Raw genomic sequence first — 25,557 nt, 5'->3', positions numbered from 1 at the left:
TTCAGGTACGACAACTACAAGGGCAGGTTTTCTCTTGCCGGCCTGACACAACAAGATGCCGTTTTCCGATTCCTCGACCTCGCAGGCACGCGAGGCCGCCACGGCGCGCACAGGGCGCGCCCGTTCACCGCTGGCATTGACGTGGCTGACCGCACTGTGGATCGGTGTGCTCGGCAACTGGCCGCTGTGGCAGCGGATGTGGGGCATGCCGGACTATGCCGGCGCCTCGGGCAAGCTGTTCGTCATCGTCTTCGCCGGCATCGTGATCATGGTGCTCGCGGCCTGCTTCAGCCTGCTGGCCTGGCGCGTGGCGGTGAAGCCGCTGCTGACGCTGATGCTGCTGATGACGGCACCGCTGGCCTACTTCATCGGCAGCTACGGCGTGATCATCGACAGCACGATGATCACCAACGCGCTGCAGACCGACGTGCGCGAGACGCGCGACCTGATCGGCGGGGGACTGGCGGTCCATGTGCTGGTGATCGCGTTGATCCCGCTGATCTGGATCTGGCGGCAGCGGCTGACGGACAAGCGCTGGTTCAAGCGGCTGGGATGGAACCTCGCGAGCGTGGCGCTGGCGCTGGCCGTGGGCGTCGGCCTGGCGGCGACGAAGACGGCGGACCTGGCCTCCACCTTGCGCAACAACAAGACCCTGACCAAGATGGTCAGCCCGATCAATGCGATCTGGGCGAGCGCCGCGCTGGCCGCGCAGAAGCAGAAGAAGCCCAAGGGGCCGCTCGAGGTCGTCGCCGCCGACGCCAGGCTCACGCCCCGTGCCGCCGGCGCGCGACCGCCGCTGGTGCTGCTGGTGGTCGGCGAGACGGCGCGCTCGGACAACTTCCAGCTCAACGGTTATGCCAAGCCGACCAATCCGGAGCTGTCGACGAAACCGGTGCTGAGCTATCGCGAGGTCGCGTCCTGCGGCACGTCGACGGCGGCCTCGCTGCCGTGCATGTTCTCCCAGCTCGGCCGCGAGGTGTATGTCGATCATCCCGGCAACCAGCAGACGCTGCTGGATGTGCTCCAGCGCGCCGGGCTGGCGGTGCTGTGGCTGGACAACCAGGCCGGCTGCAAAGGCATCTGCGACCGCGTGCCGAATGCGCAGGCCATCAATCCCGCGCGGCCGGACCACCCGGTTCCCGCGGGCCTGTGCCGCGCGGACGGTGAATGCCTCGACGAAGTGATGCTGCACGACCTGGACGCGCGCATCGCGGCATTGGATCCGCAGCGCGTCGCCCGTGGCGTCGTGCTGGTGCTGCACCAGATGGGCAGCCACGGCCCGGCCTATTACCTGCGCACGCCCGACGACCGCAAGCCCTTCCAGCCCGAGTGCCGCAGCAACGCGCTGCAGCAATGCGAGCTGGAACAGGTGCGCAATGCCTATGACAACACGATCGCCTACACCGACCATGTGCTGGCGAAGGCGATCGACTGGCTGGGGACCCAGGAGCAGCGCTTCGACCCCAGCCTGCTCTACGTGTCGGACCACGGCGAGTCGCTGGGCGAGAACAACCTGTTCCTGCACGGCATGCCTTATGCGTTGGCGCCCAAGCAGCAGAAGCATGTGCCGCTGATCCTGTGGCTGCCGGAGCAGACGCGGCAATCGCAGAAGCTCGACAGCGCCTGCCTGACGCAGCGGCGCGATACGCCGATGTCGCACGACGGGCTGTATCACACGGTGCTCAGCCTCAGTGGCGTGGAGACTTCGGTCTATCGCAAGGACTGGGATTGGGTGGGCGCCTGCCGGCGCAGCTGAGGCATCGAGCGCGGTAGGGCCGCGTCACATCGTTCCAGAACCTGCCGGACTTGTCCGAACTGGTCATGCATCTCAGCGGCTGTCACGGTCTCGCCCAATGCGTAATCGGCTTGCACTCGTCGGTGTCGCTGCGCTTCGAGCTGTGCTCCGTTCCTCCGCGACCGCTCCTTCAATATCTCGCCGCAGCGCTCGGCAGGATGCTTCAACCGGTTGATGAGCTCTTGATGTGATCCTCCTTCCGGCCCTTCGTTGCGACCAAGCATCGGCAGGGTCTGCTCCCATTCCTTGCAGCGGTGGAATGCGGCGTAGTAGGCGCGACTGATGGCGCTCCGGAATGCCACCTCTGAGTCCTGCTGCCCCAACTGGCGCGCGAAGGCGAGAAAGTCTTTGCACTCGATGGCCATGATGCGTCCCTGACAGTGGGTTTTGCTGGCGGCCTCAGGCGGATGCCTCGTCCACAAACGAGAGCAGGAAGTGGGGCTGCAGCAGATCGACGTAAGCGAGTTCGCCCCAGAATTCGGACGTCCATTCCAAGGCCGCTTCGCGGCTGACATCGACCGGAACTTCGTAGCGAATGCTCGTGATGCTTTCGTGTTCGAAGAGCGTCAAGGTCACCGTTCCTTCTCGCCGCAGGCCGTGACGCTGCGCGAAGTGAGCCGCCAGATGCAGAAGGTGTCGGACATAGGTCACGGAGACATTGCGACTTTCAAGCAGTGACAGCGCCTTGTCGACCCCGTCCCAGCTCGTGTACTTGCAACGCGCGTCGACTTTCCCCTCAGGGCGAGCCGCACCGAACAGCACAGCGGGATACCGCAGCAACTCGACCACCGCCGCCAGCTCTGACATCCCCTCTGCGGTCGGCACGGGCATCACCATGATCGCCACCAACCTGTCGGTCCGACTCACGGGCCTGACGTAGTTCACTTGTAGAGACATCACTGCTCCTGCATTGCGAGTCCTCGACTCAATGCCAACCAGTCTCTGCGTGATGCGATCGAAAGACATTCCCTCCGAAGAGCGTTTCATCGGGGGGCATTGATCCGGGTAGGTCACTCCCCCTGCGCATACTGAGGAAGGTCATTGCCAGCGAGGCTGCCCAGCCCAACTGACGAGGGGCCAGGTCTTGCCGCCGCTCAGAACAACGACTGCTGCCCCACCACCTTGGACGGCGGGCGGAACTCGCTGAAGTCGAACTGGTGCCGCTCGCGGCCCAGTCCCAGGCGCTGCGAGGCCTTGCGCAGCCGCTGCTGGAGCAGCTCGGCCCAGATCCCCTCGCCGGTGAAACGCGTGCCGAAGCGCGGATCGTTGTCCTTGCCGCCGCGCATGTCGCGCAGCCGCGCCATGATGCGCGCCGCCTTGTCCGGCTGATGCAACCGCAGCCAGTCGTGGAACAGCGGCGCCACTTCCCAGGGCAGCCGCAAGGGAATGCTGAAGGCCTTCGTCGCGCCCGCCTCCGCAGCGGCTTCGAGGATGCGTTCCAGCTCCGGCTCGTTCAGGAACGGGATCACCGGCGACACGCTCACCCCCACCGGCACGCCCGCCTCCGCCAGCGCCCTGATCGTCTGCAACCGTCGCTGCGGTGACGCCGCGCGTGGCTCCAGCGTCCGCGACAGCGCCGGATCCAGCGAGGTCACCGACAGGTAGACCGACACCTGCCGCTTGAGCGCCATCGGCACGATCAGGTCCAGGTCGCGCTCGATGCCGCTGGACTTGGTCACCACCGAGAACGGATGCCGAGCCTCCGTCAGCACCTCCACGACGGCGCGCGTGATGCCGAGCTTGCGCTCGATCGGCTGGTAGGCGTCCGTCGCCGTGCCCAGCACCAGCGGCGCCGGCCTGTACGCGGGCGACGCCAGCGTCTCCCGCAGCCGCTCGGCGGCGTTGACCTTCGCGATGATCTTGGTCTCGAAGTCCAGGCCCGGCGACAGGTTCAGGTAGCTGTGCGTCGGCCGTGCGAAGCAGTAGATGCAGCCGTGCTCGCAGCCGCGGTAGGGATTGATCGACAGGTCGAAGCCGATGTCGGGCGACTGGTTGCCGCTGACGATCTTCTTGGCGTGCTCCTCGATGATCTCGGTCTTCGGGGCGACGTGCTCCTCGAGCGCCTCCTGGTCCAGCGTGCCCCAGCCGTCGTCGTACTGCTCCCGCTCGCGCGATTCGAAGCGGTGCGGCATCGCCCAGGCGCTGCCCCGTCCCTTCAGCGCGTCGGCCTGGAGGTACAGCGGCGGGGCAGCGATCTTGGTGTCTTGCGGCATACTGTCAATTTATACAGTATCGCCGAAGAATGCCAGTGCCCATCGGCATCCACCGGGCTCACCCCTCCTGGCGGCCGGTGAGGACCAGTACCGCGCCCAGCACCGCCGCCGCCGCACCCAGCAGGTACACCGCCGCGAAGCCGAAGCGCCCCGCGACCAGACCGGCGGCTGGCCCGGCCAGTCCGTACGCGATGTCGAGGAAGGCCGCGAACGCGCCGATCGCGCTGCCGCGGCTGGCGGGCGGCACGCGCTTGAGCGCCTCGACGCCCAGCGCCGGATAGATCAGCGCGCAGCCCAGGCCGCTGACGAAGGCACCGGCCAACGCGACGGTCTCCAGCGGCGCGCCCCAGACCAGCGCCTGCCCGATCGCCTCGACGACCAGCGACCACAGCGCCACGCGCCGTCCGCCGATCTTGTCGGGCAGATGCCCGAGCAGCAGCCTCACGGCGATGAAGCCGACGCCGAAGCAGGTCATCACCACGCCGGCATGCGACCAGCCGCGTGCCGCGAAGTACAGCGACGCGAAGGCGGTCAGCCCGGCCAGCCCGACGCCCTGCAGCGTCAGCCCGAGCCCCTGGCGCCAGATCTGGCCCACGACGCGCCGGAACGGCAGGCGCGGGCCGCCGGCCATGCGGTACGCCGGTGTCGCCAGCGCGATCGCCCAGGCGGCGAGCGGCGCGGCGATGCACGCGACCATCACGGCAGGCAGGCCATGGCCGCGATACAAGCCCATGCCCATCGGCGCGCCGATCGAGAGCGCGCCGAACATCGCGATGCCGGTCCACGACATCGACAGGCCCGCGCGCTGCGGCCCCACCGACGCGATGGACCACGACACGCTGCCGGTGACGAACTGGCTCTCGCCGAAGCCGGCCACCAGCCGTCCGGCGACGACGAGGGCCAACGCGGCCGCCGGGGACCACGCCGGCAGCGCGGCGACGAGGTACAGCAGGCCCGCGACGGCGCAGCCGATCGCGCCCTGCAGCGCCGAGCGCCGCCCGCCCTGCCCGTCCACGAGGCGGCCGGCGTATCCGCGCGTCAGCACCGTGGCGACGAACTGCAGGCCGATGACGAGCCCGACCGTCAGCGCGTCGAAGCCGAGGCGCTCGTGGATGAACAGCGGCAGCACCGGCAGCGGCAGCCCGACCGCCAGGTAGCCGCAGAACAGCGCCGCGATGACGCCGGGCGCGGGACGCGTCAGGACGGGCGTGGAAGCAGGCATCGGAAGCGGCGCGGCATCGAGACGCGCCGCTCCGTCCACGCGGGACGAAGCGGAGGCAGACATGGCATCTCCCAGGGGTCGTGAGTCGATCAGGCGGCCGTCTTGAACAGATCGACGCGATGTCCGCTGGCGTCGAGCAGGAAATCGCGCGAGGACGCCGCGTCGGCGGCCAGCTTCGCCAGGTCGACGTCGATCAGCCGGCCGCCGCGCTTGCGCAGGCGCCCGCCGACCATGACCGTGTCGACGTCGGCGCGCTCCACCGCCTGCACGATGGTGGCGATCGCGTTCGTCACCGGGAACACGGCCGCGCCGCGGGTGCGCACCATGATCAGGTCCGCGGCCTTGCCTGGCGTCAGCGTGCCGACGCGGTGCTCGATGCCGGCGGCCCGCGCCCCGTTCACGGTGGCGGCGCGCAGCACCTCCTCGACGCCGATGGGCGCGGGCACGGCAGACTCGCCGCGGAACCGGCGGTAGCGCATCGCGGCGCGCTGCTGATGGAACAGCGCATGCATCTCGCCGAACAGGTCGCTGCCGAAGGCGGTGTCGAGATCGATGCCCAGCGCCGGCGCCAGGCCGTGGTCCACGGCCACCTGGTAGGCGAAGGTCTCGTCGTCGAAGCCGAACAGCGCGTCCGAACGCGGATTCACCGTGATGTTCACGCCCGCGTCGGCGAACAGCTGCCAGGTCGCCGCGGGAACCCGCGTGCAGTGGTTGAAGAGGTTGTGCGGGCCGAGCACGCCGGGCCTGGCGAACTCGGGGCCGAGCTGCGCAAGATCCCCGATGAACTCGGTCAGGATGCGCATGTCCAGGCCGCGCGCGACCTCCCACCAGTCCAGCTTCAACTGGCCGAACAGGCCGACCTGCACGCGGCTGTCGGTGCCGTTCCAGCGCGCGGCCAGTCGCGCCAGGTCGCCCGGCAGATGCGCCGACGAGGCGCCCTTGTCCATCGCCGGACCGACCATGTGCAGCGCCCGGATGCCGGAGGCGTCCAGCGCGTCCAGCGCCGCGTCGGTGTGCTCGGGGCTGCGCGAGCTGTGGCAGGCGTCGACGATCGTCGTGATGCCGGCGTCCAGCGACGCGGCCGCCGTCAGCATCGTGCTGGTGTACATGTCCTGCGGGCGGAAGTGCGCGCCCAACTTGCCGGCCACCACATCGATGTAGGCGAAGAGGTCGTCGACGTCGGGCATCAACCGGCGCATCACGCCCAGCCAGGCGTGGTGGTGGGCGTCGACCAGGCCGGGCATCACGATGCTGCCGGCGGCGTCGACGACCTCGGCGTCGCCCGCCGGCAGGTCCGCGCCGACGGCGGCGATGCGCCCGTCGCGCACCAGCACGTCGCCGACGGCCAGGTTGGGCAGCGCCGCATCCATCGTGATGACGGTGCCGGCCTTGAAGAGGATGTCGCGATCGGTCATGGGGAACTCCGTTGGAGGAATCGGTGGAGGAATGGGTGGGGGATCGGCGGAGGAGTCGCTGGACGATTCGTTGGACGATCCGTGGGGGACATCGACTCGGGATTGAGGCAACGGACCGAATGATGCGAAGCGGACGATCTTTGATAAAGGTAGAGTCGTTCAAATGATCTTTGCTGAAATTCAAAGATGAGGACAACAGGATGAGCATCGACGGACGATTGCTGGCCGGCATGAGCGTGCTGGCCGCGGTGGTCGAGGCGGGCAGCTTCAGCAAGGCGGGCGAGGTGCTCGGCCTGTCGGCCTCCGGCGTGAGCCGCGCGGTGTCGCGGCTGGAGGAGCGCCTGGGCGTGCGCCTGCTCGACCGCACGACGCGATCGCTGCACCTCACCGGCGAGGGCGCACGGCTTTACGAGCACGCGGTGCCGCACCTGGAGGGCATCGAGGAAGCGGCGAACCTCGTCTCCGGCGCGGCGGTCAGCGTGCGCGGCGCGCTGCGCGTGAGCCTCAACCCGCTGTTCGCGCGCTACGTGCTCGCGCCCGCCCTGCCCCGCCTGCAGGCGCTCTATCCCGACCTCACGCTGACGATGGTGCAGTTCCCGGGCAGCGGCGACCTGGTCGCCGAGGGCGTGGACGTGGCGGTGCGCTTCGGCCCGCAGCCGGCATCGACGATGACCTCGCGCAAGCTGCTGGAGAACCGCGTGCTGACGGTGGCGGCGCCCGCCTACCTCGATCGTCGCGGACGGCCGCGCAAGCCGGCGGAGCTGGCGAAGCACGACTGCCTCCAGTACATCGACCCGCAGCGCGGCAAGCCGTTCGAATGGATCTTCGTCCGCGGCAAGGGACGCGCGAAGGAGCAGCTGACGGTGGCCACGTCGGGCTCGCTGACGATGACCGATGCGGACGCGATGGTGCAGGCCTGCGTGGCGGGCGCCGGCGTGGCGCAAGTCCTGGCGCTGAGCGTCGAGCACCTGATCGGCGACGGCACGCTGGTCGAGCTGTTTCCCGACTGGCCCGGCGAAACCTTCCCGCTGCACATCGTGCGCCCGTCGCGGCGCCTGCCACCGGCCTCGGTGGAGGCGTTCATGGCGTTCTGCATCGAGCTCTGCGCGCCATCGGGCCCGACGGCCTGAGCTTCCATAATCGTCCCCATGGATGCCCTGAAAGACCTGCTGCGCAACGCCCTCCACGAGATGGGCCGCGGCCGCTACGCCGAGGCCGTCGCGCTGCTGGAACCGCACGCGCAGGTCGCCTCGAACGAGCTGCAGCGCTACCTGGGCGAATCGCTGCGGCGCAGCGGGCGGGTGCAGGACGCGATCGGTCCGCTGATGCAGGCGCTCGCGCTGAAGATCGACGACGTCGACGCCTACCTGCAGCTCGCCTTCGCGCTGCAGTCGCTGCAGATGAAGGCCGAGGCGGCCGAGTGCTTCCGCACCGTCGCCGCGCTGCGGCCGGACAGCGTGATGGCGCTGGCCTACCAGGCGCATGGCGACCAGCAATGCGCGCGATGGTCGGACTTCGACGGGAACCTGCGCGCGCTGCACGCCGTCATCCAGGCCAAGCCCGACGACGCCGGCGACGAGTTCGGCGTCCCCTTCGCGCTGGTCACCGTGCCGCACGCGGCGGCGGATCTGCTGAAGGTGGCGCGCCTGAGCACGCGTTTCCTCAGCCGCGGCATCGCGCCCTTGCCGCCGGTGAAGGCCGTGGCCAAGCCGACGCTGCGCATCGGCTACCTGTCTTCCGATTTCCATGCGCATGCGACCGCCGCGCTGATGGTGGAGGTCCTCGAATGCCGCGATCGCGAACGCTTCGAGGTGCTGCTCTTCTCGCACGGACCGGATGACGGTTCCGCGCTGCAGCAGCGCATCCGCGCGGCCTGCGAGCGCTGCATCGACGTCGGCGATCTCGATCCCGCCGGCATCGCCGCGCGCATGCGGTCCGAAGGCATGGACATCGCGGTCGACCTCAAGGGCCACACCGCCGGCAGCCGATTCACCGCGCTCGCCGCCCGGCCGGCGCCGGTGCAGGTCGCGTGGCTCGGTTTCCCCGGCAGCTGCGGGGCGGACTTCATCGACTACGTCATTGGCGACGACGTGGTCACGCCGCTCGGCGATGCGCCGTTCTATTCGGAACACATCGCGCAGCTGCCGCGCTGCTATCAACCCGGCGATGCGACGCGCCGTATCGAACCGACACCGCGCGCCGAACTCGGCCTGCCGGACGAGGCGATCGTGCTGCTGTCGGCGAACGTGGTGTCGAAGATCACGCCCAGCGTCTTCGACGCGTGGATGGCGATCCTGCATCGGCTGCCGCAGGCGCTGCTGTGGCAGCTCAGCGGCGGCGAGCAGGCCGACGCGCAGCTGCGCGCCGAGGCCGCCTCGCGCGGCATCGCGCCGGCGCGGCTCGTCTTCATGCCGCCGGTGGGCATGGCCGACCACTGGAACCGACTGGCCGCCGCGGACGTCGCGCTCGATACCTGGCCCTGCAACGGGCATACGACGACCAGCGATGCGCTCGCAGCCGGCGTGCCGGTCGTGACGCTGCGCGGCGACGGCTTCGCGTCGCGCGTGGCGGAGAGCCTGCTCGTGCAGGCCGGCCTGCCCGAGCTGGTCTGCGACACGCCCGAGGCGTACGTCGAGACGGTCTGCTCGCTTGTCAGCCACGCAGGCTTTGGCCGGTCAGCCGATAGAGGAAGTCCGGCGACGCCTCCGTGGATCGATTCGCCGGCATTCGCGCGCGATCTGGAGGCGCTCTACGAGCGCATGTGGGCGCGCGCGGTGGCGGGCCAGCCGCCGGAGGCCCTGCCAGCCGGCGGCTGAGGTTCCTGCCTCAGGCAGCGATCCGCGACGCGAGCGCCATGACCTCGCGCGCCACCGCTCCGGCGGCCAAGGGGTTCTGCCCGGTCACGAGGTTGCCGTCCACGACGACGTGCGGCTGCCACGCCCCGCCCTGCTCGAAGCGGGCGCCGGCGTCACGCAGCCGATCCTCGAGCAGCCACGGCGCATTCGCGGCGAGGCCGACCTGCGTCTCCTCATCGTTGGTGAACGCCGTCATGCGGCGGCCCTTGAAGGCCCACCCTTGAGCGTCACCGGCGGCCAGGAACGCGGCTTGGCCGTGGCACACCGCGGCGACGACCTTGAACGGTGCCGCCAAGGCCGTCGTCAGCACCCGGCCGACAGAGGGATTCACGGCGAGGTCCTGCATCGGACCGTGGCCGCCGGGGACGAACACGACGTCGTGGTCGGCAACGACGACGTCCTCGATGCGCATCGGTGCGCGCAGCGCCTGGGCACATCCTTCGAGGTAGCGCGCGAAGCCTTCGACCTTGGCGGTGTCGCCGTGGTTCGCCTCGGGCGAGAGACTCAGCGCGTCGACGACGGCGGGCAGTCCGCCCGGCGTCGCGATCGTGATGCGCGCGCCGGCGCCGCTGAAGTGCTGGTGCGGCGCGATGAACTCTTCGGCCCAGAAGCCCGAGGGACGTTGGCGGCCATCCTTCTGGGTCCAGACGGTGGCGCTGGTGAGGATCATGAGCACGTTGATCATGGGAGGTCTTTCATCGGAAGTGAGAATGTCGACGTCGGGCAGTGTGTCGACGGCCTCCCCACCCGTAAATGAACGCGGCGCGCTTTCAGTCTTCCGCTGAAGGGAACGCCCGCGACGGCCAGCCCCGGATGACTTCATGAATCGCCTCGAATCCCTCCGCCTCTTCTGCCTCGCCGCGGAGTCGGCCAACTTCCGCGACGCCGCCGCGCGGGCGGGCGTGTCGCCGCAGGTGGTCACGCGGGTCATCGGCGCGCTGGAGGAGGAGCTCGGCGAGCCGCTGTTCCACCGCAGCACGCGCGGCGTTCGCCTGACCGAGTTCGGCGAGCAGCTGGCGGCGGGCGCGGCCGAAGCCGTCGCCGGCATCGATCGCGTCTTCCAGTCCGGCGCCTCCGCCGCCGACGAGCGGATCGTCGGCCTGGTCCGCATCGCCGCGCCGAGCGCGCTCGGACGTCGCGTGATCGCGCCCGCGCTGGCGCCTTTGCTGGCCGCGCATCCAGAGCTGCGACTGGACCTGCGTCTGTCCGAGGTCGTCGCCGACGTGGTCGACGGGCAGATCGACGTCGGCGTGCGCATCGGGCCGCTGCGGGACAGCCGCTTCGTCGCGCGTCCGGTGTCCGGCGCGGGGCTGTTCGTCGTCGGCGCACCGTCATTGATCGAGCGCGTCGGCGCGCCCGACAGCGTCGAGTCGCTGCTGGCCGCGCCGATGACCGTGATGATCGACCGCAACACCGGTCGTCCCTGGCCGTGGATGTTCAAGGACGGCCAGCAGGTCGTGCCGCCGCAACCGGCGCTGGTCACCGACGATCCGGAGGCCGAATGCGAGGCGGTGCTGGCGGGCGCGGGATTCGGGCAACTGCCCGGGCACCTCGCGCTGCCGCTGATACGCGCCGGCCGTCTGGTGGCCGTGCTCGACGACTTCAACCCGCCGCCGTCGCTGATCTACGTCTATCGGCCGATCCGGCGGCCTACCGCGCGGGTGCGGCTGGTCTTCGACGCGTTGTGCGAGCTGCTGCGCGATGTCGACGTGGCCATGGATCGCGCGCCCTGACCTCACGGCACGCTGCGACCGTCGCGCAGGGGTCCGACGGGGTCCCTGTCAGATCGACGCCTTCTCGCGCGCCTGCCGACGCACCTCGTCGGCGACGGGGTGCAGCGTCGTCGGGCTTTCGGTGCCCACGACGCTGTAGCCCAGACCGCGCATGGCCCAGCTGTAGCCGCCGACGGGCCGCGTGGTCTGCGCCATCATCGGCGCCTCCTTCTCGACGGCCATCGGTCGCAGCATCACCGCCATCCGTGTGCCGTCCTCGCGGTCGTAGAAGAACATGCCGGCGGGACCGTGGACCGTGGCGACCAGCCGGCCGCCCGCGAAGCGATAGCCGGCCGCGCTGAGGTCCGGGATCTCCACCGGCCGCCGGAGCTTGTCCGACACCACCCGCAGCAACCGCTCGCGGTCGAGGTCCTCCGGCGCATCGGACGCATAGGCGAGGTAGCTGCTGCGTGCTTCGCCAGCGAGCGCCGCAATGCCGTTCGCCCCGCCGTTCGCGGCACCGTTCACCGGATCCCACTGGTCGCGCACCTGCCAGCCGCCGACGCTGCCCGCGCCGAGCGCGACCAGCACCGCCGCGGCCCAACGCCACTGGCGCGCTGGCGGCGCCTGCCGCTGAGCGAGCAGCGTCCGGAGTTGCAGGCGCTCGGGCACCGGCTCGTCGACGATGGGCGCGAACGCCGACCGGAGCAGCTGCCGCTGCGCGATCAGCCGGGTCACCGCGGCAGCCGCCTCCGGATCGCGGTCCAGATGGTCCTGCACCGCCTTGCGTCGCTCGGCGTCCAGCAAGCCGTCGACGTAGGCATGGAGGTCGTCTTCGACGATGGGCGCCGATGGCGTGGGTCTGGTCATCACTTCATCCTCCGCAAATGCGAGCCCGCAGGCGTCTTCACCGCTGCCGCTGTCGACGCCGCCACTGCGGGCTCCTCGCCGTCGAGCGCGCGCTGCAGTCGCTCTCGTCCTCGCGCCAGGCGCGACATCACCGTGCCGATCGGGATGTCGAGCGCCCTCGCCGCCTCCGCGTAGGACAGGTCCTCGACGGACACCAGCAGGACCACGCTGCGCTGGTCCTGCGGCAACGCTTCCAGCGCCGCCATCAACTCGCCGACCTGCACGCGATGCTCCTGCGACGCCGGCACCATCAGGGCGGATTCGGCGACCTCCGCGATGTCCACGTGCTCGCCGCGCCGGGCCTGCTGCCGCAGGCGGTTGACGATCAGGTTGTGCGCGATCGCGAACACCCACTGGCGGGTGTTCTCCTTCTGCCGCAGAGCGTCCCACTGGCCGATCGCACGCTCCAGGCAGTCCTGGACCAGATCGTCCGCCAGGTCGCGATCGCGCAGCATCGCGCTGGCATAGCGGCGCAGGGCCGGGATCAGCGGCTCGATCGCCTCGATCATCGCCATGCCAGCGCCTCGGCTCATCGCGTCGCCGCCTGCACCTGCACGGGACTTCCGGGCTTGCCGTCGACCACGGGCGCGACGACCAGGTAGCGCCGGGTCGCCGGCGCCTCGGCCTGCACGATCTGCCGGATCGGGCCAATGGCGTTGACGATCGCCGAACCGGCCGGGTTGGTCATGAAGTTGGCCAGCGGCTGCAGCGCGCCGGAGCCGTCCGCCTGCTCGGCCAAGGCCACGACATACGGCTGCTTCGGCTTCAACCCGGTCACCGACGCCTGGAACACCTGCAACAGGCCCTGATCGAAGAGCGCCACGCTGGTGGGCGATCCTGTCGCGGCCGTTGTCGCGGACCCGGTCGTGCTTCCGTCCGAGGACTCGCCCACGGCCCTCAGCGTCAGCGAGCCCACCTGCCCCGCCACGCCGAGCGGCTGCAGGCCCTGCAGGCCGTCGCCTTCCGGCACGGCGTCCGGCACGTAGGCGATGGCCTGCGGCGCCTGCCCGATCGGCACGTTCCCGACGACGGTGTTCGACGCCGTGTCGATCACCGCCAGCGCGTCGGCGTTCTCCAGGCCCACGTAGATCCGGCTGCCGTCGCCGGACGGCCAGACGCCATGCGGCAGCTTGCCCACCGGGATGGTGGTCACGGCGGAGAAGTCGTCGGTGCGGAACACCTTCACCTGGTTCAGGCCGCCCACGGTCACGTAGGCGAAGGTGCCCTTGGCGGTCTTCGTGAAGTTCACGTGGTTGGTGATCGGACCGGTGTCGAAGGAGGTGATGACGCCGAACGGCGGACGCGCGTCGAAGACGGTCGTGCGGCCGATGTCCTTCAGCGTGAACCACACCTGGCGGCCGTCGGGCGTCGCGGCGATGTTGGGGCAGAACGGGCTGTCCTGCTTCACCGTCGCGACGATCCTGTGGCTCGCGACCTCGACCACCGCCGTCTCCGGATTGAAGGACGAGCAGACGTAGCCGTACTTGCCGTCCGGCGAGAAGATCTGCATGCCAGGTCCGGCCGCGGTGACGATGCGGGTCTTCTCCTGGAAGGTCGCGGCGTCGATCACCGACACGTAGTTCTCGCCGCGGACGGTGACCCAGACTTCCTTGCCGTCCGGCGTGAAGAAGGCTTCATGCGGGGAGCGGCCGACGTAGGTCGTGTGCTTGACCGCGTTGGTGCGCGTGTCGATGAAGGTGACCGAGTTCGAGCCGATCGACACCACCGCCAGCGTGCGGTGGTCCGGCGAGAAGCCCAGGCCATGCACGAGCACCTGGCCACGATAGAGCGGGCTGAAGTTGCCCGGCGACGGGTCGCCCAGGCGGATGACGCCGAGCAGACGGTGGTCGACGGGGTCGGTGACGGAGAGCGTGTTGGAGAACTGCTCGGCGGCGTAGATCCGGTCGCGGTGGCTGACGGGGATGTCGGCGTCCGCCGCGCGGCCGGGCGCCTGGCCGGCCAGGGCGGCACCGCCGCAGGCGGCGAGGAACAGCAGCGATGACTGCAGGAGAGGCTTCAGCATGAGGAGTCCTAGTGCGAATGATGATGGACGGAAGCCGGCGTCGGCGTCGGTGCCGAGGCTGCGCGCCCGACCTGCGTGGGCGCGGGCGCCGAGGGCGGCAGCGCGCCGCCGACCGCGAGCTGCATCGCCGCGATCTCCTGCTGCTGCTCGATGATGATTTCCTGCGCGATGCGTCGCAGCTGCTCGTTGGAGCCATGGCGCAACTCCGCCAGCGCCATGTCGATGGCGCCCTGATGGTGGGGGATCATCATGGCCGCGAAGTCGCGGTCGATGTCGCCCGAGGGGGTGATCTCCATCGCGGCCATCATGCGGTCCATCGCCGCGGCGTTCTCCGCATGGAAGGCGTCCGCCGACGTGGCGGCGCCCGCCCACGCGGCGGCCGCGGTGACGGCGGTGGCCGCGATCCAAGGCAGCACCCGTCGCAGTCTGCGCAAGCGCGGCCGTGCAGGCCGCGTGCTGTTTGAGGTCATGTCGGGCTCCAGGTTGAAAGGCAACGGCCTTCCCTGCTGTAGACACCCGGCGGCGGCGCTTATTCCCAGACGCTCCCAAGACGCGGGCGACACTCGCCCATCCCCGAAACCGCATGAGCCCATGCGGGTTCCGCATTTGTCCGTCCGATCCGCGCACGCGATAGTCGCGGCCATGTGCCAACTGCTGGGAATGAACTGCAACAGCGATGCAGCGATCACCTTCTCCTTCACCGGGTTCGCTGCCCGCGGCGGTCGAACGGCGGAGCACATCGACGGCTGGGGCATGGCGTTCTACGAGCGCTCCGGATGCCGCGTCTTCCACGACGACCAGCCGGCCAGCGAGTCGCCGCTCGCGGAGTTCCTGAGCCGCTACCCCATCAAGTCGCGCATCGTGATCGCGCACCTGCGGCGCGCGACGCAGGGCGGGGTGACCCTGTCCAACTGCCATCCGTTCCAGCGCGAATGGCTGGGACAGACCTGGGTGTTCGCCAACAACGGCGACCTGAAGGACTTCCAGCCCGTGCTCGACGGCCCCTATCGCCCGGTCGGCAGCACCGACAGCGAACGCGCCTTCTGCTGGCTGCTGCAGGAACTGCGCAAGCGCTTCGCCGACCGCCTTCAGGACCACGATCAGCCGCCGTCCTGGCGCGAGCTAGCGCCCCACGTCGCGCAGCTCAGCGAGGTCATCGCCCGCCACGGCAACTTCAACTTCCTGCTGACCAACGGCGCCGCGCTGTACACCCATTGCTCCAGCCGGCTGCAGGTGCTGCAGCGGCGCCATCCGTTCCCGATGGCGCGCCTGGTCGACTGCGACATGTCGCTGGACCTGAGCGCGATGAACGGCGCGGACGACCGCATCGTCATCGTCGCCACCGATCCGCTGACCGCCGACGAGGCCTGGCAGCCGCTGGCCACCGGCGAGTGCCGCGTGTTCGTCGACGGCGAGGAGGTCTGGCGCGACCTCAATCCGGCCACCCGCGCATTCCCCATCGCCACGGCGACCGTGGGCCGGCCCTGGCAGAAGCCGCGATGGGCGGGCAGCTCGGCATGGCCGATGCTGTTGCGCGACATCGCGGTATGAGCCGCATGTCCTAACGCGATTCGATTCGTTGGGCGCCGGCAGGCGCGCTTCTAGAGTGACTCGGCCCGGGGGAAAAAGACCCGCGGACATCCCGATCGCACTCAGGAGGCGGCACCGCCGATGGTTTCTTCCAAGCTCACGACCGGTGGACCGGTCGTCCCCGCGGATTCAGCCAGTGCCGGCACATCGACCGGCACGACCGGATCGGTCACGGCGAATCCGAGCACGGCCGGCGGGCCAGGCGGTCCCGCCCACCCGACGACTGCCACGTCGAATGCCGCGGGCAAGGCCCCCTCCAAGTCCGGTGCGCTCCAGGGCCTGCCGACACGCGCGAAGCGCGCGATCTTCGGTCGCGAAGTGGCCTTCAACGCCATCGTGCCCGGTGTCGGCGGCACCGTGGAACGTCCGGTACGCGCATCGCTGCCCACACCGCAGGCCGCCGCACCGACCGATGAGACCAGTCAGCTCGCGGCCCTGTCCGCCCAGGCGCAAGGGCTGAACGAGCGGCTGCCGCCGCGCACGCCCTCTCCCTGGGAGGCGCCGACACGCTCGACGGGCAACCGGATCGCCACCACCGTCGTGCCCTGGCTGAAGCCTCGCCCGCTGACCGAGAAGGCCAGCACCCATGCCGGCAAGCCTCGACCGGAGAACGCCGCCACCACACCGGCCTCCGGCGACGCGATCACGCAGGCGCTGGACCATCGCCTGAGCGCCGAAGTCGTGCTCGACCAGGCGAAGCTGCAGTTGACCGCGGCACAGGCCGCGAGCGCGGCCGTGGCAGCGACGGCAACGGCGAGCGCATCGTCGACTGCATCGCCCTCGACCTCGGCGGCAGTCCCGGCCACCCCCTCGCCGACACCGGGCACGACGGCCGCAGAGAAGGCCTCGATCGCGAAGGCCACCGCCGGCGCCGCCGTCCAGGAGCGCAGCGCGCGGCAGGCGGTGCAGGCCGCCGAGGCGCGTCTGGCCGATGCCACGCGCCTGCAGCAGGCGCAGGCCGGGGCCGGCGGTCTCCAGCCGCTGGCCGCGGAGGTGCAGGCGCGACAGCAACTCGTGGACAAGGACCGTTTCGTCCGGCAACGGTTGGATGACACCAAGGACGCGCTGTACGGCGCGCGGTCGACGGCGATCGACCAGGTGCGACAACTCGGCGATGCGGAGCGCGGTCTGGCGGTGGCCAGGCGCGCCGAGCAGACCGCGCAGATCACGCACGACGAGGCGGAACGCCATCACGCCAGCCTAGCGACTGCGGTGGACCGTGCGCAAGCGCAGGTGACGGCGGCGCAGGCGGGCGCCGGCACCTTGACGCCCGACGCACTGCCCCGCCTGTTGCGCTTGAAGACGATGCTGGCGGAGGCGGACACGGCGCGGCAATCGACGGCCGGTGCGTTGGCGCGGGCACGGTCGGCGGTCGAGGCGTCCGCCGCCCAGGTCACGACGCTGAAGCCCGACGCCGCCGCGGCACGCGGGCGGCTGCACGCCACCGATGCCGGCGTGTCGGCGGTGCTGCAGGCCTCGATCACGCTGGCGGCCAGCGTCGACACGCCGCCCGACCCGGCCGTCGCCAAGGCGACCTTCGACGCGCGCGAGGCGCAGGCCCTGCAGGTCCAGGCGACGCGACCGCGCGGCTTCGCGGGCGGCGTCGAGAGCGAACGATTCGGCGCCCGCCTGCTGCAGGCGGTGAATGGCCGTCCCACCAATTCGTCGGCGGACGCATTGCCGTCGATCGGGGTCATGGAGATCGCCTCCGAGCTGCTGTCGGTGGTCTGCCAGGGCGACGCCGCCCGCGCGCGGCAGGCGCTGGAGGCCCTGCAGTCGCGCCCGACACGCGACTGGATGCAAGGCGTGGCGGACCTGCCGGACAACGGCGCCGATCGTGAGCCCACGGCGGCGGAGTCGGACGTCCGCAACCTGTTGCGCCAGGCCAGCGTGCTGCCGCGTGGCGCGGAAGTCGTGCATCTGCTCGGCGATCCTCAAGGCAGCATGCCGGACAGCGAGACGCTGCAGGCGATGCGCAGCTTCTGGTCGGCCGACGCCGCGCAGCGCGTGGAACCGGACGCCGCCGTGCGCCAGTGGCTGGCCGGTGCGAAGCGGGTCGCGCGGCAGCCGCCGACAGAGCCGACTCCTGCATCGTCGTCGCCATCGACCACGCCCTCGCCATCGGCCACGACGGCCACGACGGCCGCGACGCCGTCGACCTCTGCGACACCCGCGACGACCGCGACGACCGCAACGCCCGCAACGACTGCAACGACTGCGGCACCGACGTTCACCAGCGCCGAACGCACGGCGTATCACGCGGTGCGCAACGGCTGCGTCTCCAACGCCGCCGGCTCGCCCTATGCCCGCCATGACGACCGCATGAACAAGGCGATCGGCGAGTGGCTGTCGCGTGAGGAGCCGTCGGCATCGTGGCTGCAGCGCGCGGTGACGCCGCACCGGCACAAGACGCCGTTCACGCCCGCGGGCCTCCAGCGCGCCACGGCGATCGCCGAGAGCTTCGGCATGACGACGAACCGCAGCCAGGCGGACAGCGGCGTGCGCAAGACCGCCGGGGAACTCGGCGACTGGGCCCGATCGGACCTCGCGCGTGACCTGGCCGCGGCCGGCATGTCCGCGCCCGAAGCGCGCGCCTTCGCCACCGCGACGCAGGCGCTGGCCGAGCGCGCCACCCGCCAGGGCCATCCGGCGCAATGGCAGTTCAAGGGTAGCGAGGCCGGCGAACTGCGCGCGGCGGTCTACGCGCTGGAGAACCCGGCGAGCGCGCACAAGCCCGGTCGCCTGCACAAGCCCAACCGCGAGCACGCGTTACCGCCGCTGTTCGAGGAACTCGCGAAGAGCGGCGCTTCCGCGCCGGACGCGCTGCGCGCCGTCATCGACCAGGTGAAGCTGACGCTCGCCGAGTCCGCGCCCGCGGAGCGCCAGGGCGCGCTCACGCACGACGCGGCCCTGCATGCATCGGCCGACGCGGCCCGCCAGAAGCGCTTCCAGAGCAAGGAAGACGTGGTGCGCTACTTCGAGCCGATCCTGCTGTCGATGCAGCTGCGCGACAAGGTGAAGCTGTCGGGCGGCGGCGTCGTCGGCGGCGGCCTGCCGTCCCTGCCCTACAGCGTGCCGTCGCCGGTCGTGTCGCCGGTGGTCTCGGCCGGCTGGTCGCGCAAGGAGGAGGCCTTCTTCCAGGCCTTCATGCCGATCCTGGGCATGGAGCTCTCGCTGGGCAGCACGCGCGCAAGCGGCCCGGAGGCCACCGTCGGCGTGGCCGTCGGACCGGACCTGCCCGGCGTGGTGAAGGCGCAGGTCAGCGCGACCGAGAAGATGAGCCGCACGCACCAGGAGACCGAGGGCACGATCCTGCGGCTGTTCCGCCAGCGCGGCAAGGACGACGAGCTGCGCAAGGAGATGCTGGGCGTGCTGGACAGCTGGGTGCGCTGGGACCAGGTGCATGCGACAGGCGCCCCGCCCTACTCGGGCCCCCTGGAGGCGGTGCTGGACCGACATCCCAAGGTCAGCCTGGGCGAGATCCATGGCCAGAGCCTGACGCGCAGCTTCGTCTCGAAGGTCAGCGCCGGCGCCAACCTCAAGCTGGCGGGCGGCGACGGCAACACCTACCGCGTCGGCGTCAGCGCCGGGGCGGCGCTGAAGGCGGAGCGCATCGCCGAGTCACGCACCGAGCACGGCGGCCACATCCAGGTGACGGCGGACAAGGGCGACACCGCGCAGCAGAAGCTGTCGGTCGGCGTCCAGGTCAACACGCTGACGCCGGCCAATCCGTCGGAGGTGAAACTCGGCAAGGACGGGAAGGACGGCTCGATCAGCGGCGGCGGCATGCCCAGCCTGCTCGACGTCAACCGCGACCTGTTCTGGAACCTGGAGAAGAACGCGGTGTCGCCGTTCACGATCGGCGGGAAGCAGGACGCCGACCTGGACCGTCACTTCAGCACGCCGGCGCAGATGCTGGAGAAGATCGGCGAGAACCGCGACGACTGGATCGCGCGATGCGTGGAGACGCTCGAACCGGACGTGAGCGGCGAGAAGAACACGCGCGCCAACCGCGACAAGGCGCAGGCGCTGCTGAGCGACTTCGAGAGCAAGCTGAAGGGCCTGCCCAAGGACAGCCTCTGCCAGTACAACATCAACTTCTCGATGCGCCCGCAGGCATCGGCGTGGATCGACACCTTCCGCGCGCTGGAGGGCCTGGCGCAACTGCGCGGCGACGCGCAAGGCGCCGCCGACGCGCGCGCCAATGCGGACCGCACGATGGCGCAGGACTCGACGTGGCGCCCGCTGATGCTGATCGTGCGCGAGAAAGGCAAGGATCAGCGCACGCTCGGGTGGAACTTCGGCGTGCGGCTGCAACGCAGCGTGGGCGTGGAGGGACAGCGCACGGCGGCGCAGTATCCGCCGCCGTGAATCGCGCCCGCCGCCGCCTCAGGCAGCGGCCTCAGGCAGCGGCCTCAGGCACCGGCCTTCGCCCGGCGCGACAGGCTCACCGTCAGCCAGATGCCGGAGATGAGGAAGTACAGCGCGCCGACGCCCGCGTAGCCCGCGACGTTCACGATGGAGGGGACGTCGGCCTTCTGCGCCTGCGCGATGAAGAAGCCGCCGGCCAGCGCGGACTGCGCGCCGCTCAGGACCATCACCCATTGCCCGCCTTGCGACTTCCAACGGCGCAGCGCCGTGCCGAGTTGCATCAGACCCGACGCGATGGCCCAGACGCCGAAGACGCCGAGGACGGCGTTCATGCCCGCGGTCAGCGCGAGGCACACGGCGAGCGTCGTGAGGCCGCTCGCCCACACGTTGATGCGCTGCGTGCGGTTGGCCCGCAGGCCGCCGCTGGCATTGGCGTCCACCCAGTTGGCGGCGGCATCCCAGGCGGGATAGAGCACCAGCAGCACCGCAGCGATCGCTGACGACCGGCTGCCGATCACGATCGCGGCGGCGACCCAGACGATGGAGAACAGTGCGCGGACCAGCGTGTAGCGCCGGAGCCAATGGTCCTGCTGGAGGGCGGAGGTGTTCGATTGCTTGGACATGATGACGTGAATTCCAGTTGTTGATCAGATGCCGGCGTACCACTCGTAGCCGCGGTCTTCCCAGTAGCCGCCCTTGCCGCCCCAGAGCCGGTCGAACCCGGACACCACCTCCAGTCGCATCAGGTACTTCGCGTGCTTGTAGCCGAGCTGCCGCTCGACGCGCAGCCGCAGCGGCGCGCCGTGCTCGACCGGCAGCGGCCGGTTGTTCATCGCGTACGCGAGCAGCGTCTGCGGATGCCAGGCATCGAAGAGATCGATGCTCTCGTAGTAGCGGCCGCTGCCGTCCAGCGTCTGCTCGAGCTCGTCGGCGCAATGGAAGACGACGTAGCGCGCGCCCGGCGCCAGGCCCGCCGCGGTGAGCACCCGGCTGAGCTGGACGCCTTGCCATTTGGCGATCGCGCTCCAGCCCTCGACACAGTCGTGCCGCGTGATCTGCGTGCGCGACGGCAGGCTCATGAGATCGGCCAGCGAGAGGCTCAACGGCTGCTGCACCAGGCCGTCGACGCGCAACCGCCAGTCGGAGAACTTCCCCGCCAGCAGCTGCGCATACTCGTCGGAGTCCGGCATGCGCGTGCCATTCGCCCGGAAGACCGGCGACAGATCCGCCTCGGTGAATTCCGCGGCCAGGCGCTCACGCTGGAGGATCGCGCGCTGCGCCTGCATCGTCAGGCGCTCCGTGCCCCTGAGCACCTGATCGACACCCGCATGCTGGATCACGCGATCGCATCCGGCGAGCGCGACAGCCCCCACACCGGCAATGGCGCCGCCGAGGAACCGGCGTCTCGAGAACTCGTTCATGGCTGCGCACTCCGCTCGATCGTGGTCTCGGGGTCCGGCCTGGTTCCCGGCCACGGCGCCGGCCCGGTCTCGATCGCGTAGCGGCCGGTGACCATGGACCGCAGGTTGTTCCACGTCCCCGACGCCACGACCATGACGAGGTGCACCACGACGAAGGCCACCAGTGAGAAGGCCGTCAGGAAGTGCAGCGTGCGCGCCGTCGCCCGGCCGCCCAGCACGTCGGGCAACCACGGCGCCGCCGCGTTGACGCCCGGCGACATGGCCAGGCCCGTCGCGAGCATCAGCGGCAGCAGCCCGAAGATCACGACGAGGTAGGTGAGCTTCTGCAGCACGTTGTAGTGGCGTGCCGCTTCGCCCTTGGGGAAACGGAACCGCGCGTGGTCCTTGATCTCCTGCCAGAGATGGCGGCGGTCGAGCTCGCCGCCCGCCGGCAGCAGGTCGCGCCGGAAGTGCGCGCGCCAGACGCCGTGGCCCAGGTAGACCAGGCCGTTGAGGACGAGCAGCCAGGCGAAGGTGAAGTGGATCCGCCGTCCCGCGCCGAGGTCGTGATACGACGGCAGCGTCGCCCAACCGGGCATCGCGGGGAGCGTCAGCACCGCCACATCGTGGTCGGCGCCCGCCTTGCCGACATAGAAACGCGGGTGGGCGTTGAGGATCTGAAGACCGCTGGCCAGCAGCGTCAGGAAGCACAGCAGGTTGAGCCAATGCGTCAGACGCACCGTGGCGCTGTGTCGCGGCACGAGGCGCCGCCGAACGGGTTCGGCCTCCGGTTCGAGCTCGGGTTCGCGCCGGAGGGCGGCGTGGGGGTCGGGGATCGAGGTGTCCATGGCAGGGCCTGCAAGGGCACCGGCCGGCGGATCGCCGGCCGGTCCGGTCTTACATCGGCGGGACCACGCCGTTCTTGCCGACCACCAGGCGACCCGACGACAGCTTGCCGTCGGCGTCCTTCTCCGCGACGACGAAGACGACCGCGCCGGCCTTCACGTCATCGGCCGTGGCCTGCGTCAGCGTCACCACCGGCGTGCCGGTGGGGATGGCGATCTTCTTCTCCTGGCCGTGGTAAGTGACCGTCACGGTGCTGCCCTCGACCGACTTCACCGCGTTGGAGACGGTGGCGTTGGTCATCGTGCTGTTGGGCTTGAGGTCCCAGCCGAAGCTGCCTTCCGCCGCGCCCTTCATCGCGGGCGGGAAGATGACGACCTCCAGCGCGCCGTCGCCGCCCTGCGACTTCGGCAACGAGGCGATGCCGACGTAGTCGCCCGGCTTGATGTCGCCGATCGAGGCCGCCGCGACGCCGGAGGCCATCCAGCCTTCCTTGAGCTTGATGGTGACCACGCTGCCCTCGCGCGACTTCACGTCGAGCTGATCGCCGCTGCGGGCGATCACGGTGCCGCGCACGCGAACGCCGGCGTCGGCTGCGGACGAGAGGGAGGGGGCCGCCGTGCCGAGCGCGACGAGCGCGATGGCGAGCAGCGATTGAAGGCGTTGAAACCGCATCTGGGAACTCCTGGCGACTGGACCGTCGCGTTGGCTTGAGGGACTGCCGCCACATCTGGGTGACGCGGTGGCATGAGCGCAGTCTACCAACTAGTTGATTGATTTCAACGCTGAAACTTAGGCGGGCCTGAAACGGCAGGCGGTTTGACGTTCGGGAGAACGGGGACGCGTGCAGCGTGCCTGCGCGCTCGGGCGCTCGGGCGCTGCTGAAGCCTACGAGGCGCTGACGACGCGCTTGCGTGCCGCCCGCTTCGGCGTCGCGCAGTCGGCGCAGCGCCCGTACAGCGTCAGCTCATGGCGCGCCACGGTGAAGCCGTCCGGCACCAGCTGCGTCATGTCGCCGGGGCAGGCATGCACGTCGAAGACGCGGCCGCATTCCGTGCATTGGAAGTGGTGGTGGTGGTCGTGATGCGCCGATTCGTAGCGCGGACTGTCCCCCGGCAGCGAGACGGACTGGATCTCGCCCGCCTCCAGCAGCTGCTTCAGGTTGCGGTAGACCGTCGCCAGAGACAGTCCCGGCACCTCGCCTTGCGCGGCATCCAGCACCTCCTGCGGCGAGAGCGGACGACCCGCGTCGTCGATGACGGTCCGGATGGCACTGCGCTGTCGGGTCGAACGTTCCATGGGTGTCAAGGCGCGGGCGATCAGGGCACCGCGAAAGCAGGTCGGGAGGGCTCGCGCATTCTGTCATGCTGCTATATTGCGAATGCGTTCGCATTAGCAACAAAGCCAGACGAACGGGAATTCCTCGCCCTGGAGACGACCATGTCCACTGCCGCCGCCATCGACGACGCCATCGACGCTGCCGACGTCGATCCCGCCTTCGCCGACACCGCCGCCCTTCCCCACCGCCTGCCCGCCACGGTGCTGTCCGGCTTCCTCGGCGCCGGCAAGACGACCCTGCTCACCCAGGTGCTGCGACACCGCGGCCCGCTGCGCGTGGCGGTGATCGTCAACGACATGAGCGAGCTCAACATTGATGCCGGCCTCGTCCGCGACGGTGCCGAGCGCGCCGGCGTGGGCCTGTCGCGCACCGACGAGGCGATGGTCGAGATGAGCAACGGCTGCATCTGCTGCACGCTGCGCGACGACCTGCTGCAGGAGGTCGGCCGGCTTGCCCGCGAAGGCCGCTTCGACTACCTGCTGATCGAGTCCACCGGCATCTCGGAACCGATGCCGATCGCGGCGACCTTCGATTTCGTCGACGAACACGGCCAGGGACTGCGTGAACTCGCACGCATCGACACGATGGTCACGGTGGTCGATGCGCTCAACCTGATGAACGACTACACGAGCGACGACTTCCTCGCACAGCGCGACAGCGGCGTCGACGCGCAGGACCGGCGCCTTCTCGTCGAGCTGCTGGTGGAGCAGATCGAGTTCGCCAACGTCGTCGTCGTGAGCAAGACGGACCTGGTCGACGCCGCGCAAATCGCGCAGGTCCACGCCGTGATCCAGGCGCTCAACCCGGGCGCCCGGATCATCGACGCCCGCCACGGCGACGTGCCGATCGGCGAGCTGCTCGGCACCGGCCTCTTCGAGATGGAACAGGCCGAGTCGCAGCCCCGATGGATCCGGGCCCTGGAAGGACATGACCACTCCGAGGCCGATGAGTACGGCCTTGCCAGCGTCGTCTATCGCGCCGACCGGCCCTTCGATGCGGAGCGTCTGCATGCATTGATCGCGCAGCCCTGGCCAGGGCTGCTGCGTTTCAAGGGCTATGTGTGGCTGGCGAGCCGGCTGGACTGGCTCGCCTGCCTGTCCGGCGCGGGTCGCGGCCACCAGCTCGATCCGGTCGGTCGATGGAGCGTCCCGCTGGGCGAGCGCGGCCAGGAACTGGTGCTCATCGGCCAGGACCTCGACATCCCCGCCCTCACCCGCGCGCTCGACGCCTGCCTGACCTCGACCACCGCGCCCCCGGCACCGATCCCTGGCCGGCATGGGACATCGCCGCCCCTCAAGAAGGAACCCGCTGAGATGATCACGAAGAAGACCTCCCGCAGCCTCCCGGCGGCCGTCGCGCTGGCGGCCGGCCTGATGACCTTCGGCGCCGCGCAGGCGCACGGCGACAAGCACGAGCACGGCGTCGTGCACCTGGACGTCGCGATCGAGGGCGACACGCTGTCGATCCAGCTGGAGTCGCCGCTCGACAGCGTGCTCGGCTTCGAGCGCCAGCCGCGCACGCCGGCGGAACGCCAGTCCGTCGAACGGATGCTCGCGACGCTGCGCGGCGGTGCGGTGCTCTTCACGCCGGATGCGCGCGGCCGGTGCCGGTTCGAGGAGGCGCAGCTCGAGTCCGGCCTGATCGCCGGATCGTCCACCGACAGCGCCCCGAGGACGTCGGAACACCTCGACGTCGACGTCAGCTATCGCTTCCGTTGCGCCGCGGCGGCCGACCTGTCGACGCTGTCGCATCAGCTGTTCACGCTCTTCCCGCGCATCCAGCGCATCGACGCGCAGGTCGCGACACCGAAGGGGCAGTCCCGCCAGGTGCTCAAGCGCCCGGATGCGACGCTGTCGCTGGGCGGCTGACC

The 25,557-nt window shown here is 70.1% G+C and carries 22 protein-coding genes; 7 read left to right on the top strand and 15 right to left on the bottom strand.

Going from position 1 to position 25,557, the window contains the following annotated elements; all coding sequences use genetic code 11:
- Positions 1-55: 55 nt before the first annotated feature.
- Entirely contained in the window at positions 56-1,756 is a 1,701-nt protein-coding gene (locus ACQ86G_RS15600; protein WP_431256202.1) for a phosphoethanolamine transferase, read from the top strand.
- On the opposite strand, the gene ACQ86G_RS15595 is transcribed toward ACQ86G_RS15600, so the two are convergent.
- The 5 genes from ACQ86G_RS15595 to ACQ86G_RS15575 form a co-directional block, all read right to left on the bottom strand.
- On the bottom strand, positions 1,711-2,160 hold the full coding sequence (locus ACQ86G_RS15595) for a hypothetical protein (RefSeq protein ID WP_431256201.1): 450 nt from the start codon (positions 2,158-2,160) through the stop codon (positions 1,711-1,713). The genes ACQ86G_RS15600 and ACQ86G_RS15595 overlap by 46 nt on opposite strands.
- Before the next feature lie 34 nt (positions 2,161-2,194).
- Positions 2,195-2,692 carry a hypothetical protein gene (locus tag ACQ86G_RS15590; protein WP_431256200.1) on the bottom strand — a complete coding sequence of 166 codons (498 nt, stop codon included), beginning with the start codon at positions 2,690-2,692 and terminating at the stop codon, positions 2,195-2,197.
- Positions 2,693-2,889: 197 nt separating this feature from the next.
- Positions 2,890-4,008: a PA0069 family radical SAM protein gene (locus ACQ86G_RS15585; protein ID WP_431256199.1), complete on the bottom strand. Its 1,119-nt coding sequence runs from the start codon at positions 4,006-4,008 to the stop codon at positions 2,890-2,892.
- Positions 4,009-4,066: 58 nt separating this feature from the next.
- Positions 4,067-5,293, bottom strand: coding sequence for an arabinose transporter (locus ACQ86G_RS15580; protein WP_431256198.1), 1,227 nt, complete (start codon positions 5,291-5,293; stop codon positions 4,067-4,069).
- Positions 5,294-5,319: 26 nt separating this feature from the next.
- Positions 5,320-6,645, bottom strand: a complete 1,326-nt coding sequence (locus tag ACQ86G_RS15575; RefSeq protein WP_431256197.1) for an amidohydrolase family protein — start codon at positions 6,643-6,645, stop codon at positions 5,320-5,322.
- Positions 6,646-6,845: 200 nt separating this feature from the next.
- Between ACQ86G_RS15575 and ACQ86G_RS15570 the strand changes: the two genes are divergently transcribed.
- Positions 6,846-7,775: a LysR family transcriptional regulator gene (locus ACQ86G_RS15570; protein ID WP_431256196.1), complete on the top strand. Its 930-nt coding sequence runs from the start codon at positions 6,846-6,848 to the stop codon at positions 7,773-7,775.
- Between the two features lie 18 nt (positions 7,776-7,793).
- Entirely contained in the window at positions 7,794-9,461 is a 1,668-nt protein-coding gene (locus ACQ86G_RS15565) for a UDP-N-acetylglucosamine-peptide N-acetylglucosaminyltransferase (RefSeq protein ID WP_431256195.1), read from the top strand.
- A 10-nt stretch (positions 9,462-9,471) separates the two neighbouring features.
- Here ACQ86G_RS15565 and ACQ86G_RS15560 read toward each other — a convergent pair whose 3' ends face one another.
- A complete protein-coding gene (locus ACQ86G_RS15560) occupies positions 9,472-10,185 on the bottom strand; it encodes a type 1 glutamine amidotransferase domain-containing protein (RefSeq protein WP_431256194.1) in 714 nt (237 codons plus the stop codon).
- Positions 10,186-10,321: 136 nt separating this feature from the next.
- Between ACQ86G_RS15560 and ACQ86G_RS15555 the strand changes: the two genes are divergently transcribed.
- Positions 10,322-11,233: a LysR family transcriptional regulator gene (locus ACQ86G_RS15555; RefSeq protein WP_431256193.1), complete on the top strand. Its 912-nt coding sequence runs from the start codon at positions 10,322-10,324 to the stop codon at positions 11,231-11,233.
- Between the two features lie 48 nt (positions 11,234-11,281).
- Here the strand turns inward: ACQ86G_RS15555 and ACQ86G_RS15550 are convergent, their stop codons facing one another.
- Genes ACQ86G_RS15550 through ACQ86G_RS15535 form a run of 4 tightly spaced genes read right to left on the bottom strand, consistent with a single transcriptional unit; the run spans position 11,282 to position 14,614 of the window.
- Entirely contained in the window at positions 11,282-12,082 is an 801-nt protein-coding gene (locus tag ACQ86G_RS15550; protein WP_431256192.1) for an anti-sigma factor family protein, read from the bottom strand.
- A complete protein-coding gene (locus tag ACQ86G_RS15545) occupies positions 12,082-12,654 on the bottom strand; it encodes an RNA polymerase sigma factor (protein ID WP_431256191.1) in 573 nt (190 codons plus the stop codon). The genes ACQ86G_RS15550 and ACQ86G_RS15545 overlap by 1 nt, the downstream gene beginning before the upstream one ends.
- Positions 12,651-14,144, bottom strand: a complete 1,494-nt coding sequence (locus ACQ86G_RS15540) for a YncE family protein (RefSeq protein WP_431256190.1) — start codon at positions 14,142-14,144, stop codon at positions 12,651-12,653. The genes ACQ86G_RS15545 and ACQ86G_RS15540 overlap by 4 nt, the downstream gene beginning before the upstream one ends.
- An 8-nt stretch (positions 14,145-14,152) precedes the next feature.
- The gene (locus ACQ86G_RS15535) at positions 14,153-14,614 is read right to left on the bottom strand and encodes a DUF305 domain-containing protein (RefSeq protein ID WP_431256189.1); all 462 of its coding nucleotides are present in this window, start codon (positions 14,612-14,614) and stop codon (positions 14,153-14,155) included.
- A 172-nt stretch (positions 14,615-14,786) separates the two neighbouring features.
- Here ACQ86G_RS15535 and ACQ86G_RS15530 point away from each other — a divergent pair, with 172 nt between their 5' ends.
- Positions 14,787-15,695, top strand: coding sequence for a class II glutamine amidotransferase (locus ACQ86G_RS15530; RefSeq protein WP_431256188.1), 909 nt, complete (start codon positions 14,787-14,789; stop codon positions 15,693-15,695).
- Between the two features lie 120 nt (positions 15,696-15,815).
- A complete protein-coding gene (locus ACQ86G_RS15525) occupies positions 15,816-20,105 on the top strand; it encodes a hypothetical protein (protein ID WP_431256187.1) in 4,290 nt (1,429 codons plus the stop codon).
- A 44-nt stretch (positions 20,106-20,149) separates the two neighbouring features.
- Here ACQ86G_RS15525 and ACQ86G_RS15520 read toward each other — a convergent pair whose 3' ends face one another.
- The 5 genes from ACQ86G_RS15520 to ACQ86G_RS15500 all read right to left on the bottom strand — a co-directional run bounded on the left by ACQ86G_RS15520 (position 20,150) and on the right by ACQ86G_RS15500 (position 23,647).
- Complete coding sequence (locus ACQ86G_RS15520; protein ID WP_431256186.1) at positions 20,150-20,728, bottom strand: DUF308 domain-containing protein; 579 nt, start codon at positions 20,726-20,728, stop codon at positions 20,150-20,152.
- A gap of 24 nt (positions 20,729-20,752) precedes the next feature.
- On the bottom strand, positions 20,753-21,526 hold the full coding sequence (locus tag ACQ86G_RS15515) for a molybdopterin-binding protein (RefSeq protein ID WP_431256185.1): 774 nt from the start codon (positions 21,524-21,526) through the stop codon (positions 20,753-20,755).
- The gene (locus tag ACQ86G_RS15510; protein WP_431256184.1) at positions 21,523-22,353 is read right to left on the bottom strand and encodes a cytochrome b/b6 domain-containing protein; all 831 of its coding nucleotides are present in this window, start codon (positions 22,351-22,353) and stop codon (positions 21,523-21,525) included. The genes ACQ86G_RS15515 and ACQ86G_RS15510 overlap by 4 nt, the downstream gene beginning before the upstream one ends.
- Positions 22,354-22,402: 49 nt before the next feature.
- A complete protein-coding gene (locus ACQ86G_RS15505) occupies positions 22,403-23,023 on the bottom strand; it encodes a hypothetical protein (protein WP_431256183.1) in 621 nt (206 codons plus the stop codon).
- Positions 23,024-23,236: 213 nt separating this feature from the next.
- A complete protein-coding gene (locus ACQ86G_RS15500) occupies positions 23,237-23,647 on the bottom strand; it encodes a Fur family transcriptional regulator (RefSeq protein ID WP_431256182.1) in 411 nt (136 codons plus the stop codon).
- A 141-nt stretch (positions 23,648-23,788) separates the two neighbouring features.
- On the opposite strand from ACQ86G_RS15500, the gene ACQ86G_RS15495 reads away from it, so the two are divergent.
- Positions 23,789-25,555: a ZrgA family zinc uptake protein gene (locus ACQ86G_RS15495; protein ID WP_431256181.1), complete on the top strand. Its 1,767-nt coding sequence runs from the start codon at positions 23,789-23,791 to the stop codon at positions 25,553-25,555.
- The last annotated feature ends 2 nt before the right edge of the window (positions 25,556-25,557 follow it).

This window comes from Roseateles chitinivorans (assembly GCF_050632145.1).
Taxonomy (GTDB): Bacteria; Pseudomonadota; Gammaproteobacteria; order Burkholderiales; family Burkholderiaceae_C; genus Roseateles; species Roseateles chitinivorans_B.
Note: the sequence above shows the minus strand (reverse complement) of the source record. Positions and strands in the feature narration are given on the sequence as shown.